Source organism: Streptomyces sp. RLA012 (assembly GCF_056270325.1).
Genome location: NZ_JBWDPA010000002.1, coordinates 202,330 through 217,387, shown reverse-complemented (window position 1 = coordinate 217,387; position 15,058 = coordinate 202,330). Strand labels below are relative to the sequence as shown.

Below are 15,058 nucleotides of genomic sequence, written 5' to 3'. Positions count from 1 at the left end.
GGGGGTACGACAACATGTGACCACCGGCGGTCAAAACCGTCTGCGGTTTCCTGTATGAGCTCACTGAGCGGGGAAGGTGAGCCGCAGAACGATCTCACCGTCGTCCCTCTCCCCGGTGGGCTCGAACCCGAACTTCTGGTAGAAGGGCCATGGTTCGCCGTCGCCGGGCTCGTAGCTGGTCAGCAGCTCGGTGGCGCCGTCCGCGCGAACCAGTGCGGCGATCTGCGTGAGCGCTTCTTGGCCGATCCCTCGCCGCTGGTACCGCTTGTCGACGAGGAGGCGCCAGAGGAAGTGCCGCCCTTTGAAAAGACCGGCCGGCGGCTTCCACGACAGCATCACGAAGCCGACTGGCTCGTCGCCACGGTACACGGCGCGGTACCAGGGATTGGCCTCCGGTTTCTTTGCCGCCTCCTTGAGCGACTTGGACACGGAGGCGACAAACTGCTTCTGGTCCCGTCGGACCCGGAGGGCGCGTACGGCATCCCGGTTTGCGTCGGTGATCTCCTGTAGGTGCACACCTGGAGACCTCATGCCACACCCCTTCCACATCCGGCAGCCGCGCCATCCGAACCGACGTGAAGAGCTGCCACCGGACGGCATTCCCTTGTGCGTACGCGTTATCGAGGACGCCAGGTCGGACGTCTTCGCAGCGTATTCGACATGGGCGATCTGGAGCGGGACTGGCACGCCGGACTGTGACCACGTCCGAGGCAGCTCCTGGTGGAGAGCAATTCGGCCTGACGTGGCGATGCCCGTGCCCAGAGCCCGCTGCCGGGGGTGGGACACCGCACCAGTTTGGAAGATCGCGTACGCGGATTGGGGCTGACCTGTCAGAACGGTGACCTGCGTGTTCTCGGGAGGCCCCCTGGTCGACGATCACGAAGATCATCGCGCGGAGCAGCGCCGGCTGCAGCTCATCTCCGAGAGCGAGGGGGATCGCGAAGATGGCGAGGGTCGCGATGGCCATGCCGATCGAGTACCGCTGCTCGGCTTTCTCGATGCAAGCGGCGTCACGAGCTGAAGGCCAGAACCCGGGGGAGTGGCCGGCGCGCCTCCGCGCCGATCTCTCCTGCCCCGGCTTCGGTGCCTCAGCCGGACTTTGTCGACACCTTCACCAGTCCGGCGACGATCGGGACCGACGAGAAGAGCGAAAACAACCCCATGCTGAACAAGGCGGTGCGGCCGCAGGGGAACACCGAGACCCGCTGAGACGGCGCCTTCGGAATCGTACGGTCCGGCCCCCCCCGGAGGACCGGGCCCGCGGTGTGACCGGCGGCTGCGGTCAGCCGCCGTCAGAGCAGACTGGTGACGTGCTGCTCCCACTGGTGCAGCCGGTCGGCGTGCCCGTTCTGGCCGGTGGTGGGGACGGTCTGCAGGTCCTCGGGCGGACGGCGCGTCACGATCCGAGGTGGGATCGCCGGCCTTGCCCATAACGACGCCGACCTTCCGAATTCCTCCGGCGCGCCGGACTGCCCGACGCCGAGGAACTCCTTGGCGCCTCGGCATGGGACCAATGGCGCGGCGGTCGAGCCCACCTCATGAGGCCGCATGAGCTCGCTCGTATGTGTGGCGTCGTCCGACATCTGGCCATCCCGATCGAGGGCTGGTCGGGGCTCGCCCTCGATCGCGGCCGGCCGCCGTATGGAGCCCGGGGCCATGTCCGCCGGATGCCTGCCCGGTCCGTGTCCCCGTCCTTCCTCACACCGTCGTAGTCGGCTTCCACCCCCACCACTTGGCGCTGGGCCGCTCTGGACCCCGGTCGCCGCCGCGGTGAGGTTCGTCCTGGCGGCGGGCAAGGCCCGCACCGGGCCGCTCCGCTTCTCCCCGGGCAGCACGATGAGGCGAATTTACTAAGGCAGGTTGATAAAGTAGCCTTAGTATATGGACGATGACCTGGACCCCGGTGGAGTCGCCTCGGCCCTGCTGGCGAGTCTCAGCGTGTTGGTGCGGCGGGTACGCCAAGTGCCGATCGACGGCGGACTTACGATGCCCGAGCGGACCGCTCTGTCGCACTTGGACCGCTCGGGCCCCACCACTTCCTCGGCGCTGGCCCGGGACGTGCAGATCACCGCGCAGGCCATGGGGGCGACGCTCAATGCGCTGCGGGCCCGTGGCCTGGTCGAACGCCGCCGGGACCCGAACGACGGCAGGCGCGTGGTGCTGACGGTGACCGAGGGCGGTCTGCAGGCGCTGAAGGACAAGCGCAACGCGCGGGCCGAACTCATCGCCCGGGCCCTGACCAGCGGCACGTTCACCTCGACGGAGCTGGAGCAGCTCGCAGCCGCCGCGCCGCTGCTGGAGCGACTGGCACAGAACATCTGACGCCGACGGAACCATGAGGAAGCGAGCCGATGACGGATCCTGTCAAGACGCGCGCCCCGCGCCGCTCGGCTGGTGACCGGTACAAGTGGACGGCGCTGACGAACACGACCGCCGCGGTCTTCATGTCCGCGCTGGACGGCTCCATCGTGCTGATCGCCCTGCCGGCGATCTTCCGTGGCGTGCACCTGGACCCGCTGGCTCCGGGCAGCATCGCCTATCTGCTGTGGATGATCATGGGGTACCGGCTGGTCCAGGCCGTCCTGGTGGTCACGGTGGGCCGGCTGGGAGACATGTACGGCCGGGTCCGGATCTACAACTCCGGGTTCGCGGTCTTCACATTCGCCTCGATCCTGCTGTCCTTCGACCCTTTCGACGGCGGTCACGGAGCGATGTGGCTGATCGTCTGGCGGGTGGTGCAGGCCGTCGGCGGCTCGATGCTGACCGCGAACTCGGCCGCGATCCTGACCGACGCCTTCCCCAAGGAGCAGCGCGGCTTCGCCCTGGGCATCAATCAAGTCGCAGGCCTGGGAGGGATGTTCATCGGCCTGGTCGCCGGCGGTCTGCTGTCGACCTGGGACTGGCGGGCGGTGTTCTGGGTGAACGTCCCCGTCGGCGTGTTCTTCACGCTGTGGGCGTACCGCACCTTGCGCGAAACCGGCAAGCGCGGCGGCGGTCGGATCGACTGGTGGGGCAACATCACCTTCGCGGTGGGCCTCAGTGCCACCCTGATCGCGATCACCGCCGGCCTCCAGCCCTACGCCGGGCACACTATGGGCTGGACCAACCCGCTGGTCGACGTACTGATCGCCGGCGGACTACTCCTCCTGGCGGCATTCGTCATCATCGAGAACCGCGTCTCCGCGCCGATGATCCAACTGGCTCTCTTTCGCCGACGGGCCTTCACCTTCGGCAATCTGGCGGGCCTGGCCATATCGATCGGCCGCGGCGGGATGCAGTTCGTGCTGATCATCTGGCTGCAGGGCATCTGGCTTCCGTTGCACGGCTACGACTACAGCGCCACGCCGCTGTGGGCGGGCATCTTCATGCTGCCGCTGACCGCAGGCTTCCTCGCCGCGGGCCCGGTGTCCGGCTATCTGTCCGACCGGCTCGGTTCCCGGGGCCTGGCCACCGGCGGCGCGCTGCTGTTCGGTGCCAGCTTCCTGGGCCTGATGCTCCTGCCGATCGACTTCAGCTACTGGATCTTCGCCGTACTGATCGCGCTCAACGGGATCGCCAGCGGCATGTTCGCCTCCCCCAACTCCTCCTCGATCATGGGCAGCGTGCCCGCACACCTACGTGGTGTCGCCTCCGGTATGCGGGCCACCTTCCAGAACTCCGGCACCGCCGTCTCGATCGGCGTGTTCTTCTCCCTCATGATCGCCGGACTGGCCAGCAGCCTCCCGCACACCCTCACCGCCGGCCTGCAACAACAGGGCGTACCGGCCCACGTCGCCACCCAGGTCGGCAGCCTGCCCCCGGTCTCGTCCCTGTTCGCCGCCCAACTGGGCGTCAATCCGATCCAGCACCTGCTCCAGCCCAGCGGCGCCCTGACCCACCTGACTGCGGCGCAGCAACAGACCCTGACCGGACGCGAGTTCTTCCCGACCCTGATCTCCGGACCCTTCCACTCCGGCCTGGTCATCGTGTTCGCCTTCGGCGCCACCCTCGCCTTCCTTGCCGCGATCGCCTCCCTGCTGCGCGGCACGAGCCCCGCAGCCAAGACCCCAGGACCGCGAACGGCCGCCACCGGCGACGCCCTCGCCCGTGCGACCGACGGCCGGACGGGGACGCCGGCGGCTGAGATGGCCACGCCCCCCGAGCCCGGCAACCAGTGACATCCACAGGAGAAACAACCTTGGCACTGACCACGATCGACCCCATGTCCGCGCTCGTCGTGATCGACCTGCAGAAGGGCATCGTCTCGGCCCACACCGACGATCCGCTCACCGCCGTCGTCAAGCAGGCGACCCACCTGGCCACCGAGTTCCGGCGGCACGGCCTGCCCGTGGTCCTGGTCAACGTCACCGGACGCGCGCCGGGGCGCACAGAAGCCGGACGGTCCGGGAGCAGCGCCGCACTGCCGTCCGGCTGGGCCGACCTCATCGACGAACTCGATGTCCAGCCGACCGACCACCTGATCACCAAGCGGCGGCGCAGCACGTTCCACGACACCGGACTCGACACCTTCCTGCGGGACCTGGGCGTCACCCAGATCGTGCTCGCCGGCATCTCGACCAGCGCAGGCGTCGAGTCGACCGCACGCTCGGCCTCCGACTACGGCTACCACGTCGTCCTGGCCACCGACGCCATGAGCGACCCTGACGCCGACGCCCACCGCCACAGCATCGAACGCGTCTTCCCCAAGCTCGGCGAAACCGCCGCCACCACCGAAATCATCGACATGATCGAGGCAACGCGATGACCCTGCTGGGCCGACTCCTGAACAACCGCAGAGCAGGCGAGACCCACACGGCGTGGAATCTGCCCAACCTGCAAGGCCCCGAACTGCTGACCCTCACCAGCCGGCACTTCAGCGACGGTGATGCCATACCGCTGGAGCACGGCGCGAAGCACATCGGCGGCGACGACCTGTCCCCCCACCTGGCCTGGACCCCGCCACCACCCGGCACCGCGCAACTCCTCCTGGTCGTCGAAGACATCGACGTCCCCCTGGCCAAGCCCGCCGTGCACTGCGTCGCCCTGATCGACCCGACGTCCGGGCACCTCGGCCCCGGCGCCCTCGGCGCACGGCAGTCGGCCACCGGAGTACAGGTGCTGCGGTCGACCATCGGACGCGGATACCACGGTCCCGCGCCCATCAAAGGCCACGGGCCACACCGCTACACCTTCCAGCTGTTCGCCCTCTCAACCCCCGTGGACAGCACGCCCGGCACAACGCCACCGAACCGGGCACGGCCCCGCGCCCTCCTGCCCGCCATCACCGCACCCGTCCTCGACCGCGGCCGACTGACCGGCATCTTCGAACGCTGACCCCAGGCCCTGGCCCAGGCCCCAACACAGACAGCCCCGGGCACAAGGATCTACGGGAGGCGAGCCGCCCCACCGAGTAATCGTCGGCCGGCTACCGCGTCCGCTACACCACCGCAGCCAGCCTGGTGAACGAGCTCGTCGAGGCGGCCCATGACAAGCAGCTCGGCAAGACCATCGCCCGCTACGGACACGCCGACCTTTTGGAAATCGACGAGCTCGGCTACCTCGAACTCGACCGCCGCGGCGCCGAGATGCTCTTCCAGGTTCTGACCGAGAGGGAGGAGAAGAACAGCATCGCGATCGCCTCCAACGAAGTGTTCACCGGCGGGTCGAAGACCTTGACCGATCCGCGGCTCTGCGCGGCGATCGTGGACCGGCTCACTTTCAACGCCACCCTCATCGAGACCGGAACCGAGTCCTACCGCTGGCCCGCACCAGGGCCAAGAACAACAGCACCAAATACAAGCCTGTCCTCGAATGGCGCTGACCACGGATCATGGACCGTCTTTCACTTCCCCCATGTCAACCACCCTTGGCGCGCCCCGACCTGACCCGGCTGACTACATGCTGCGAGCCGCGGCCAGCGCCGTCGGCCGCGGCTACAAGCAGGAGTCAATGGAGCTGCTGGACGTCCAGCCGGGCCAGACCGCGCTCGACGTGGGATGCGGCCCAGGCACAGACCTGCCGACGCTGGCAGAACGCGTCGGCGCGAGCGGCACAGTGATCGGCGTGGGCCGCGATCACGCGATGCTGTCCGAAGCTCGCCGACGCACCAGCGCCCTGCCAGCGGTTCAGATCCGCGAGGGAGACGCCCACGCCCTCCCCGTCGAGCCCGGCACGGTGGACCGGGCCAAGATCGACCGGGTCCTCATGCATGTCGCCGAGCCGGTCGGCGTGCTGGCACAACTCCACCTGGCCACGCGGCCAGGAGCGCGGATCGCTCTGGCGGAGCCGGACTGGGACACGCTGGTGGTCGATGCGGAGGATCTCGACATGAGCCGCGCGTTCACGCGTTACACCACGTCGCAAGTGGTCCGTCACGCCACCATCGGACGCAGCCTCGCCCGTCACGCAGAGCAAACAGGCTTCGTCGTCGAGACGGTGAGGGCAACGACACCGGTCTTCCTCGACTTCCCAGAAGCGGATCGCACCCTCGGACTCGGCCGCAACATGCAGCAAGCCATCCAGGACGGTCGCATCGACCAAGCACGCGGTCGTCGGTGGTTCGCCTCGCTCTCCGAGGGACCTTTCTTTGCTTCTTTCACACTCGTCACCGTGATCTGCTCCCGCTGACGAAGGGCCGGGACCCGCGCGGTGACAACTGCGCCAGTCCCGGTTGCCGATTTGGAGCCGGTGGTCCCAAATCAAGCCGCTGCTCAGAGCCACCTCACAACGCCTGATCTTCACAAATCACCCGCGAATTGCGGCCAGTTGGAGTCGCCTGGGTGGGGCCGCTGGCGGGCTCTGGCACAGATCTTGGGGAGTGGTGACGGAGGGTCACTGGAGCAGGATCATTTTGCGGAGCAGTTCGAATCCAGTCCGGCAGATCAGCGCCGGTGCGCTGGGTGAGCATCTGGGCGAAGCCCCGTACGAGTTCATGGGTTTGCTCCAGCTCCGGGCAGGCGTCAAGCACCGCCTTGGGCAGCCGGTTCTCGTCCTCGGTGAGGGTGTCCGGGTGCCGGGTGATCCAGCCGACAACAGTGCGGACGGGGGGCGCCGCGGCGGCCGGTGCGGACACGTCGGGCCACTGCAGGCGGCTGCGGGCCCAGTCCCGCAGGCTGCTGTAGGGCACCGGATGCCATACTCGGCCGCTACGGACCTCACTCTGAGCTCGGTGGGCCTCACACAGCTACATCGCAGACAAGTTGAGGATCGCGGTTGCCGAAGCCGGAGCGGTGCTGACGATTTGAGCTGCTGCGGCGCCCGCTGGTTCTCGGGGATCTTGCACATGCTCCGCGTTGCGGGCGCTTCACGCGGTGGCCGAGTCTCTTGGCGGTTCCTCGATCGGAAAGAGAATCGGGCTGAGCAGGTATCGCGCGCGGTCGCTGGTGGGCCGGTTGGCCAGCCGGGGTGCGATCGCGCTGCGCAGCTCACTGATCAGCTCGTGGAGTTCATCACGGCTGAGCCAGACCGCGTGCTGCCGGTAGCCGACGAGATCTGCGGCCGGGTCGGCGTGGTCTTGTTCGAGGTAGGCATTGAACTCGGCGGCCAGCACGGCGAGTGCGGTGGCGAACGCGCCGCGGTGATCGTCGAGCGAGAGTGACTTGACCATGTCGGCATCGATGACCGCCTGGTCCTGGCGCAGGCGGAAGGTCCGTTCCACTGCGCCCCGCACCCGCCGCTCCTCGGCCACTTCGAGAATGCCGCCCGCGGAGAGCAGGTCGACATGCCGGTAGAGCATCGCCTTCGACACGTCAGGCAACAGCGTGCCCAACTGGGCCGTGGTCAGCATTCGCCCGCCACGCATGGCGTGCACGATCCGCAGGCGTACCGGGTGTGCCAGGAGTTCCAACGTGTCCATGAGTCAACCTTCTCGCAATCTGCTACCGTTCGCAAAAAATGAGAAAGGTGGTGAGAGATGGGACCGAGTCCGACAGAGAGCGCGACGCGGGTCGTCGACCTGGCACGCAGCGGACGCTTCAGCGAGATCGAAGAGCTTTTCGCCCCGCGGCTGCGAGCAGTCGTGTCCGGGGAAACGCTGCGAACGGCCTGGGCGACCGAGATGGGCGCGAAAGGATCGATCTCGGAGATCGGGCAACCGACGAGCGAGCAGCGCGAGCCGGGGCTGGTTCGCGTAAGCGTCCCGGTGACCTGCGAACACGGGGGCCTGACCGTGGTCATGTCGGTGGACGACACCGGCATGCTGCACGGCCTACGATTCGCGCCGCCGTCCACCATCTCCTGGACACCACCGCCCTACGCGGCCCGGAGCAGGTTCGCCGAGCAGGAGGTCACGGTCGGCGCCGGCCCACTCGCCGTGCCCGGCACGCTGACGCTGCCACGGAAGCGTGGCCCACGGCCCGGCGTCGTGCTCCTCAGCGGCGGCGGCCCCTTCGACCGCGACGAGACCAGCGGACCGAACAAGCCGCTGAAGGACCTGGCCTGGGGACTGGCCAGCCGCGGCGTGGCCGTGCTGCGGTTCGACAAGATGACCCACACCCACCCGGACGTCGCCTCCGCGCCCGATTTCACCATGTCGGACGAGTACGTGCCGCACGCGGTCGCCGCCGTCCACCTGCTCCAGCGTCACCAGGCCGTGGACGCCGAACGAGTCTTCCTGCTCGGCCACAGCATGGGCGGCAAGGTAGCGCCGCGCGTAGCAGCCGCCGAACCGTCCGTCGCCGGCCTGGTGATCCTGGCCGGCGACGCCCAGCCGATGCATCACGCCGCCGTCCGAGTCACCCGCTACCTGTCCACCGTGAACCCCAGCCCTGACATCGCCGCCGCCGTCGCCCTCGCCGCCGAACAGGCCGCACGTGTCGACAGCACCGAGTTGTCTGCCTCGACCCCGGCCGGGGACCTACCGTTCGGCTTCCCGGCGCCGTACTGGCTGGACATGCGCGACTACGACCCCGTCTCCGCTGCGGCCAGCGTGGACAAACCGGTGCTCATTCTCCAAGGAGGACGCGACTACCAAGTGACCGTCGACGACGACCTCGCGCGGTGGAGGCGCGGCCTCGCCCACCGCTTGGATGTCACGATCCGCATTTACGAGGCCGACGACCATCTCTTCTTCCCCGGCGAAGGACCCTCCACGCCGACGGACTATGAAGCGCCCCAACACGTCGACCCAGCCATCGTCACCGACATCGCGCAGTGGCTGGCACCGAACCGGGGGAAGCTCACTCGATTCCTCCCCACGGACAGGCGCCGCTGAGACTGATCACTGGCTCGGGCGCGACCACGGTCCGACTCGAAAGGCCGGAGGTCGAGTACGAACTCCGTGCTCGTCCAGGCAGGCCAGCCCCTTCTCGGTCTGGAAGGTCTCCTCCCCCCGCCACCTTGATCCAGCGACCCTGACCAGGGTGGTGAGCGGGACCGGTCCGGTGGAGTGGCAGCGGTAGTAGACCAGTTCACCGGTGCGGCGGTTGAGGCGGATCAGCAGCTGCCGGTGTCCGGGGCCGGGTTCGGCCAGGTCGATGACGGCCCAGTCGTAGAAGCGGTTGCCCTTGACTCCCGCGCTTGCCGACAGCTTCTGCCGGGCCCGCTCAGGTATCTTCGCCGCCGGCGTGTCGGCACGGAACTCGCCTGCTTTGGTGGCGGCTTCGGCCGCGCAGGCCACTGCGAGGACGTAGCCGAGGCCGCGTTCCTCCATGGCGGAGTGCAGCTTGGCGTTGCCGCCCCAGACCTCGTCGCCGGCGATCCGGTCGACGTGGTGTCCGGCGTCCAGGAACCGTTCGATCATCGTGCGGGCCAGCTCAGGCTTGGTCGCGAAGACGATGTCCGCGCCGAGCCCCGCCGCCCGGCAGCGGTCCTGGTCGCAGGTCCAAGAGCGCGGGAGATACAGTTGCCGGTCCACCGCCGCGTGGCCTCGGGCACCTGTATGGACAAGGTAGACGACGACCTGGGAGTTCTCGATTCGCCCGGACGTCCCGGCGTACTGACGCTGGACCCCGACAGTGTGGACACCCTTCTTCACATCGCCTGTCTCATCCACGACCGGCACCGCGGCATCGTCGTGTGCAGGTGCTCGACGACGTACTTGCGGACATCATCACGGACGGCGTCGGCGTCCCAGGAGGCCCTACACAGCAGATGCTGCATGCCGTGCGGATTGGCTTCCCCGGCCCATTCCGCGATCGTCCAGCAGTTCTTGCGCGGCAGGTCAGAGAGCAGGCCCAGCACCAACCGGCCTGCCCGGCACCGTGGTTCGACCCGGGCGAACCGTCCCGTGATACGGCCATGGCCACCTCGAACGCCTCCCGTCAACGAACGGGATCTATGGTGTGACCTGCGGTCACCGTCTCAGCGTTACTCCGCACACGTCACGATGATCAATGGTGGCCGTACCCGTACCCGTACCCGTACCCGGACCCGGACCCGGACCCGTACCCGTACCCGGACCCGGACCCGTACCCGGACCCGTACCCGGACCCGGACCCGGACCCGGACCGGGCCCCACTGTCTGTGACAGCGAGGCTTGAGCGCATGCCGCCGAAGGTTGCGCAGGAGGTCCCGGGCAACATCACCGTCCTTTGAGCTGAGGCAGCCAAGCGGCTACAAGGCCACAACGAGGGCGCAACGGGTGGGTGGCGGCGCTGCAACTCGACGCGGATCGTCCCTACCATCCGGCGTATAGGGGGTACAAATAGCGATCCCCTGGGCAAGGGGGGTCTGTGCAGTCAACCGTTTCATGGCCGGTGTTCCGGCGCTTCGTCGGCGCTTTCGCGGCCGTAGTGGCCCTGGCCGCAACCTCAGGGTGCACGGTTCCCGCCGATGCCGTCGCCGGCATCTCCGTGACCGGCGACGGCCATCTGCTCGGCGTCATGATGGTCTGCGGGCATCAGATCGATGGCGCGACCCTCTACGTGGACGGTACCGGCGTCGACAGTGAGGTGACGGTCGGTTCATGGGCCGCCGACCGACCCCTCACGGCCGGTCTCGCCACCTGGACCCTCGATTCTCCTTCCGACGGCTGGACCGCGACCAGATCTCTCAAACCGCTCAACGCCAAGACCACCTATGCCCTCTACGGCTGGACCAAGGACAGCTCGTGGTCATCGAGTAGCGTCTCCTTCACCCTGACCGACCGGGACCGGCTCACCCCGGGAACGGTCCGCTACGACGACGTCTCGGGCAACGGCGGCGAATCCGCTATCACCGTGCCCGTAGCGGAGTTCAAAGCCAGGGCCTGCGAGAACAGTTGACGCCACGGCGCCTTGCACAGGGCCAGGCACTCAGAAGATCATGATCTACAGCTGGGGTACTAGGCTCGACGGTTCTCCGGACACTTACTGGGCTTTCGGATGCTTCGGGTGGGGGCCCGGCTGCTGGGCGGCGGGCTGTGCGTGAGGTGCTCCAGTTGGGGGCCGGTGAGAGGTTCGCGCGTGGTGACAGGACCTGGGATGTCGCCAAGGGCCTGCGGGTGAACGAGCGTTCAGTGGAGCGTTGGCGCCATGTCTGGTACGAGAACACCTTCCACTCAACATCAACTACCCTGACCCGAGCCGCATAGACGTGTTCAAGATCCGGGGTCAAGGCCCGTTGGCTGCAGAGATACCGATGGACAGGGGCAGGCCGTTTCGGTCGATGATGAGGTGGATTTTCGATCCGTTCTTGCCGCGGTCGGTCGGATTCGGTTCCGTCAGCTGCCCTTTTTAAGGGCTCGGACGCTGACGGAGTCGGCCGCGCACCGCGACCAGTCCAGCTTGTCCCGGGAACCGAGTTCGTCCAGGACCAGGCGGTGAAGCCTGGCCCACACCCTGGCCCGGGACCACTCGGTGAACCGGCGGAAAGCAGTCACCTCCGACAAGCCGAAGCCCGACGGCAACTGGTTCCATATGCACCCGGAGGTAGCCACGAAGACGATCGCAGCGAGCACCTCCCGGTCACCCCGTCGGCGCCGACCCCCGCCGTGTGGCCGCTCGGGAGGAGGCGGAACCATGCGCTGGAACAACTCCCACAGATCCTCAGGCACCATCCGCTTACCGAGCGAAGCTGTCACCACTCCAGACCGTCGCAAGGTCACACCAAACGAAATGGCTTCTTTGTATGGCGGGGTCTCTGTAGCTACTGGAGAGGCACTGCAGCTACTGGAGAGGCACTGCGAGAAGATCTTCTTCCAGATTTCTCCCAGCCGCGGGGCGTTGCCGGGCGGCCAGGAGGCGGCGCGCCGGCAGATTTGCGGGCCGCGCTGGGAGCCTTCCCTGACCTGCCGTTTCCCGGCCCGAGGGCGCCCTCGCCCCACACCCGTCCCACGGTGAACTGCGCTGCGACCTGGGTGAAGCGCGCTCGAAGGCAAGTCCTGACTCACGTCGGCTGGACTTCCGTCCGACTGCGAGGTGCGAGATCCTGGTACTCCGAGCGTGGACCAGCGAACAAACGCGGGCTGGTGCGCCTCTCACGCGTCGTAAAGCCCACCTCATGCTCACACGGCCATCAGCGCGACGGGAGTCGTCGCGCCTTCCCGAAGGAGGCCGGGCGATGAATCTCCCGTCGTACCGTGACCGCAGAAGCGCGACAGCATCACCGCGGCTCCCCGGCCGGGCCAGAAACGCACGCAGACTGAGCACTGCTGCCGCTGTGGCGGCGATGCTCCTGGTGGGCTGTGGTACGGGCACCCCCAAGGCGTCCCCGCACTCCAGTGGCCCCGGTGTGTCCCTCGCGCCGTCTGCCACGTCTTCCCCCTCCCGTTCGACCTTCGCTCCGGCTCTCACCACCGCCGCCACCGCGTGCACCAACAGCACGAAGCTGGCCGGATGGTCGAACCGCCGGCTGGCCATGCTGACCATCGCCGTCCCGGTGTCGGAGACCTCGGTGTCCGGCGTCACCTCCGAGGTGAGCGCCGGTGCGGGCGGTGTGCTGCTGTTCGGCAGCAAGGCGCCGTCCGACCTCGGCTCCCGGCTGACCGCCCTGAAGTCCCATGTACCCGGTCACCTGGGCCTGCTGGTGATGACCGACGAGGAGGGCGGCGGCATCCAGCGCATGGCGAACCTCGTCGGATCCCTGCCCTGGCCCGCGTACATGGGCAAGCACTGGACCCCGGCGCAGATCCAGCAGAACGTCACGAAGGTCGCCTCCAAGATGGCGGCCGCCCAGGTGAACATGGACCTTGCGCCGGTGGTCGACGTCGACGGCAGGAACGTGGCCCCCAGCCGGACGAACCCCGACGGATGGCGGTCCTTCAGCGGCAGCACCTCGGTGGTCTCCAAGGACGGTGTCGCCTACATGAACGGGTTGCGCGCCGGACACGTGATACCTGTCGTCAAGCACTTCCCGGGCCTTGGCGGCTCCAGCTACAACTCCGACTTCGGCCCCGCCCGCACCCTGCCCTGGTCCACCCTGCAAAAGGTCGGCATCCCGCCGTTCACAGCGGCCATCAAGGCCGGTGCCCCGGCCATCATGGTCTCCAACAACATCGTGCCGGGCCTGGGCACCAATCCGGCGAGCCTGTCACCCACCGCCATCAGCTACGAGCTGCGCGGCAAGCTGGGCTTCAAGGGGCTGGTCCTCACCGACTCGCTCAGCGCCAAGGCGATCTCCGCCGCCGGCTTCAGCGTCCCCGCCGCCGCCGTCCAGGCCCTGCGCTCCGGCGCCGACATGGTCATGTTCGACCTGGGGAGCAACGTCAGCTCCCAGACGTCCTCGATCGCCACGGCGATCACCAATGCGGTGGCGGGCGGACACCTCGCCCGCAGCCGCCTCATCGACGCGGCGGGGCACGTCCTGGCCGTCCGGCACGTGAATCTCTGCTCCTGAGCGTGAGCGGGGCGCAAGGAGCTCTTGGCTCACCGGACTGCCCAGTGGGAGGCGTCCCTTGATGCCCGGCCGGCCAAGTGTCAACGTCACCTTTTGCCGAGCTCAAGGACCTCTTGCGGGAGAAGGAGGGTCGCACGGGGGATCCGACGGCGGCGATCGTGGACTCGCAGTCGGTGCGGGCCGCGGTGACTGTCCCGCGCTCGACGTCCGGCTGGGACGGCGGGAAGAAGGTGGGCGGGCGCGAGCGGCACCTGGCGGTCGACTGCCTCGGCCTGGTGCTGGTGGTGCCCGCGGCGAGTGTGCAGGACCGGCGACGCCGTCGTGCCGCTGCTGGAGCGGCTGCGCAAGCTGTACTTCTCCATCCGCCTGGCGTGGGCGGACGGCGGCTACTCCGGTCGCCTGGTCGACTGGGCGGCCGAGAAGCTCAAGCTCACCCTCGCCATCGTCAAACGCTCCGACGACACCATCGTCTTCGTAGTGCTGCCGAGGCGGTGGGTGGTGGAGAGAACGCTGAGCTGGCTGATGCTGCGCTGACGCCGCCTGGCCGGGCGCCGCCGGGATGCCTTCATCCCGAAGCAGCAGGCACCAACGGGCTGACCGCACCGAACACGTTCGGCCGCACCTCCGCGGCGCAGCCCCGCGCGGCCAGCCGCTTCACCCGCGAGCGCACCCCTCGATCCGGGCCGGCGTCGTCTTCCAGCCCAGCTGAACCGCAAACTGTTTCACCCACAACCAGTCGGCGGCCTCCGGCGCGGCGAGGACCGACAGGATCTGCTGGTACTGCGGCGCGAGCACCTCCAGGCCGATGCCCTCGGCCCGCGGCGGCACGACCGAGCCTGACACCGTGGCCCTGACCGGCCTGACCGGCCTGACCGGCCCTGCATGTCCGGCCGACGGCTCCTCGGCCAGCACCTCCGTGACTGTCACCCGCGCATCCGCCAACCGGTCGAGATCGCGCTCCGTCGCTGGGAGCGCGGCCCGCACCCGCTCGGCTTCCTCAGGCAGCCGCACCACTTCTTCCCGGGCCTTCTTCTCCCGGGCGTCCAGCAGACCGAGCACCGACGGCACCAGCCACCTCCACAAGCGAGACGAACGGACGAATCACGCCCATGTCTCCTGCCACCGAACGGAGTTCATGTCCACCCAACCCGAACCAAACGACACGTTCGGAAAGCCGATGGCGTTTCAGGGACTCCAGGAAACCGGGGTCAGCTCATACAGACGGTGGTTCGCAGATCACGCCTGCGAACGGTGGGGCTGGAACGTCCCTGAACTTGGCATGCAGCAGGCCCCGTCGAAGCCAGAACAGCTGAGCTTCGACGGGGCC

At 68.1% G+C, this 15,058-nt stretch carries 15 protein-coding genes and 3 pseudogenes; 12 read left to right on the top strand and 6 right to left on the bottom strand.

Annotation, left to right across the window (positions count from 1 at the left end):
• Positions 1-60 precede the first annotated feature (60 nt).
• The gene (locus tag RV986_RS01280; RefSeq protein ID WP_475915600.1) at positions 61-531 is read right to left on the bottom strand and encodes a GNAT family N-acetyltransferase; all 471 of its coding nucleotides are present in this window, start codon (positions 529-531) and stop codon (positions 61-63) included.
• Between the two features lie 316 nt (positions 532-847).
• Between RV986_RS01280 and RV986_RS01275 the strand changes: the two genes are divergently transcribed.
• The 8 genes and pseudogenes from RV986_RS01275 (at position 848) to RV986_RS01240 (ending at position 6,606) form a co-directional block, all read left to right on the top strand.
• Positions 848-1,021 carry a hypothetical protein gene (locus tag RV986_RS01275; RefSeq protein WP_475915599.1) on the top strand — a complete coding sequence of 58 codons (174 nt, stop codon included), beginning with the start codon at positions 848-850 and terminating at the stop codon, positions 1,019-1,021.
• A gap of 62 nt (positions 1,022-1,083) precedes the next feature.
• Positions 1,084-1,209: a hypothetical protein gene (locus tag RV986_RS01270; protein WP_475915598.1), complete on the top strand. Its 126-nt coding sequence runs from the start codon at positions 1,084-1,086 to the stop codon at positions 1,207-1,209.
• Positions 1,210-1,881: 672 nt separating this feature from the next.
• Positions 1,882-2,322 (top strand): MarR family winged helix-turn-helix transcriptional regulator, encoded by a 441-nt coding sequence (locus RV986_RS01265; RefSeq protein WP_475915597.1) that lies wholly within the window; start codon positions 1,882-1,884, stop codon positions 2,320-2,322.
• Positions 2,323-2,351: 29 nt separating this feature from the next.
• The gene (locus RV986_RS01260; protein WP_475915596.1) at positions 2,352-4,157 is read left to right on the top strand and encodes an MFS transporter; all 1,806 of its coding nucleotides are present in this window, start codon (positions 2,352-2,354) and stop codon (positions 4,155-4,157) included.
• Positions 4,158-4,177: 20 nt separating this feature from the next.
• A complete protein-coding gene (locus tag RV986_RS01255) occupies positions 4,178-4,744 on the top strand; it encodes an isochorismatase family protein (RefSeq protein ID WP_475915595.1) in 567 nt (188 codons plus the stop codon).
• Positions 4,741-5,313, top strand: coding sequence for a YbhB/YbcL family Raf kinase inhibitor-like protein (locus RV986_RS01250; RefSeq protein ID WP_475915594.1), 573 nt, complete (start codon positions 4,741-4,743; stop codon positions 5,311-5,313). Before RV986_RS01255 ends, RV986_RS01250 begins: the two co-directional genes overlap by 4 nt.
• Before the next feature lie 86 nt (positions 5,314-5,399).
• Positions 5,400-5,738 (top strand): annotated as a pseudogene (locus tag RV986_RS01245) (ATP-binding protein); the annotation flags it as partial.
• A 94-nt stretch (positions 5,739-5,832) separates the two neighbouring features.
• Positions 5,833-6,606: a methyltransferase domain-containing protein gene (locus tag RV986_RS01240; protein ID WP_475915593.1), complete on the top strand. Its 774-nt coding sequence runs from the start codon at positions 5,833-5,835 to the stop codon at positions 6,604-6,606.
• Between the two features lie 94 nt (positions 6,607-6,700).
• Here RV986_RS01240 and RV986_RS01235 read toward each other — a convergent pair whose 3' ends face one another.
• Both RV986_RS01235 and RV986_RS01230 read right to left on the bottom strand, forming a co-directional pair.
• Positions 6,701-7,105 (bottom strand): hypothetical protein, encoded by a 405-nt coding sequence (locus tag RV986_RS01235; RefSeq protein ID WP_475915592.1) that lies wholly within the window; start codon positions 7,103-7,105, stop codon positions 6,701-6,703.
• 177 nt (positions 7,106-7,282) lie between these two features.
• Positions 7,283-7,834 (bottom strand): helix-turn-helix domain-containing protein, encoded by a 552-nt coding sequence (locus RV986_RS01230; RefSeq protein ID WP_475915591.1) that lies wholly within the window; start codon positions 7,832-7,834, stop codon positions 7,283-7,285.
• Positions 7,835-7,891: 57 nt separating this feature from the next.
• Between RV986_RS01230 and RV986_RS01225 the strand changes: the two genes are divergently transcribed.
• Positions 7,892-9,190, top strand: a complete 1,299-nt coding sequence (locus RV986_RS01225) for an alpha/beta hydrolase (protein WP_475915590.1) — start codon at positions 7,892-7,894, stop codon at positions 9,188-9,190.
• Between the two features lie 57 nt (positions 9,191-9,247).
• On the opposite strand, the pseudogene RV986_RS01220 reads toward RV986_RS01225, so the two are convergent.
• Positions 9,248-10,242: pseudogene (locus RV986_RS01220) on the bottom strand (IS701 family transposase); the annotation flags it as partial.
• A 407-nt stretch (positions 10,243-10,649) separates the two neighbouring features.
• On the opposite strand from RV986_RS01220, the gene RV986_RS01215 reads away from it, so the two are divergent.
• Positions 10,650-11,180 carry a hypothetical protein gene (locus RV986_RS01215; RefSeq protein ID WP_475915589.1) on the top strand — a complete coding sequence of 177 codons (531 nt, stop codon included), beginning with the start codon at positions 10,650-10,652 and terminating at the stop codon, positions 11,178-11,180.
• A 336-nt stretch (positions 11,181-11,516) separates the two neighbouring features.
• Here the strand turns inward: RV986_RS01215 and RV986_RS01210 are convergent.
• A pseudogene (locus RV986_RS01210) lies at positions 11,517-11,977 on the bottom strand (IS5 family transposase); the annotation flags it as partial.
• Positions 11,978-12,564: 587 nt separating this feature from the next.
• Between RV986_RS01210 and RV986_RS01205 the strand changes: the two are divergent.
• Entirely contained in the window at positions 12,565-13,731 is a 1,167-nt protein-coding gene (locus RV986_RS01205; RefSeq protein WP_475924147.1) for a glycoside hydrolase family 3 N-terminal domain-containing protein, read from the top strand.
• A gap of 297 nt (positions 13,732-14,028) precedes the next feature.
• A complete protein-coding gene (locus RV986_RS01200; protein ID WP_475915588.1) occupies positions 14,029-14,265 on the top strand; it encodes a transposase in 237 nt (78 codons plus the stop codon).
• Between the two features lie 120 nt (positions 14,266-14,385).
• On the opposite strand, the gene RV986_RS01195 is transcribed toward RV986_RS01200, so the two are convergent.
• Positions 14,386-14,799, bottom strand: coding sequence for a hypothetical protein (locus RV986_RS01195; protein ID WP_475915587.1), 414 nt, complete (start codon positions 14,797-14,799; stop codon positions 14,386-14,388).
• Positions 14,800-15,058: the final 259 nt, after the last annotated feature.

Bases quoted from the DNA above. Each gene is read 5' to 3' on its own strand.
- RV986_RS01280 (WP_475915600.1), bottom strand. From the start codon at position 531: ATGAGGTCTCCAGGTGTGCACCTACAGGAGATCACCGACGCAAACCGG.
- RV986_RS01265 (WP_475915597.1), top strand. From the start codon at position 1,882: ATGGACGATGACCTGGACCCCGGTGGAGTCGCCTCGGCCCTGCTGGCG.
- RV986_RS01260 (WP_475915596.1), top strand. From the start codon at position 2,352: ATGACGGATCCTGTCAAGACGCGCGCCCCGCGCCGCTCGGCTGGTGAC.
- RV986_RS01250 (WP_475915594.1), top strand. From the start codon at position 4,741: ATGACCCTGCTGGGCCGACTCCTGAACAACCGCAGAGCAGGCGAGACC.
- RV986_RS01240 (WP_475915593.1), top strand. From the start codon at position 5,833: ATGTCAACCACCCTTGGCGCGCCCCGACCTGACCCGGCTGACTACATG.
- RV986_RS01230 (WP_475915591.1), bottom strand. From the start codon at position 7,834: ATGGACACGTTGGAACTCCTGGCACACCCGGTACGCCTGCGGATCGTG.
- RV986_RS01225 (WP_475915590.1), top strand. From the start codon at position 7,892: ATGGGACCGAGTCCGACAGAGAGCGCGACGCGGGTCGTCGACCTGGCA.
- RV986_RS01205 (WP_475924147.1), top strand. From the start codon at position 12,565: ATGCTCCTGGTGGGCTGTGGTACGGGCACCCCCAAGGCGTCCCCGCAC.